The sequence below is a fragment of the Citrobacter sp. wls706 genome (assembly GCF_005281305.1).
GTDB lineage: Bacteria > Pseudomonadota > Gammaproteobacteria > Enterobacterales > Enterobacteriaceae > Citrobacter > Citrobacter werkmanii.
Genome location: NZ_SZXG01000027.1, coordinates 1 through 524 on the forward strand (window position 1 = coordinate 1; position 524 = coordinate 524).

Genomic DNA, 524 nt, shown 5'->3' on the forward strand with positions numbered 1-524 from the left:
ATCCAGCAGGAGCTGTCCTCCGTGCCGCCATGATAGCGGTCCCACAGGAACTTCAGCCGCACCCGGCCATACTCATCACAGAAAATCTCTTCCCCTGCCGGGCCGGTAACCACCGCGCTTTGCGGACCGTCCACTCTGGGCTTTGGCAGGGGGCGGGGACGCCATGTCTGTTCTGCCGGGATAACGGAAAACTGGTTGGTGAGCAGAGTCCCCTGTCCGGCGCTGCTGTGGCGGGCCTGAGGCTGCACGCCTACCAGCGTGCTGCTCACCACCTGCCAGTTGCGGTTAAGCGCAGGTATCGGGTGGTCTGACAGGGTAAAGCGGATGCCGGGCCATAATTGGGGGGAATTACTGACACAGAGTGCCGTTTCGGCCCCACTGCGCCAGCCTTCTATTTTATAGCGGGTGAAATCCTCCCCGTGCTGTTCGTCCTTGAAACGGCCCGGATAATCAAAAATCTCATACTGTGCCCACTGACCGTTCAGGTTATCCGCTTCCTGCTCATAATATCCGGGCCAGTCGGG

Annotated in this window: 1 protein-coding gene; it reads right to left on the reverse strand. The window is 59.9% G+C overall.

Annotated features, from left to right (window positions below; all coding sequences use genetic code 11):
* Positions 1-524 (reverse strand): type VI secretion system tip protein VgrG (gene vgrG / locus FDW92_RS04905; protein ID WP_137400556.1); only part of this gene is annotated, 524 nt, incomplete at both ends.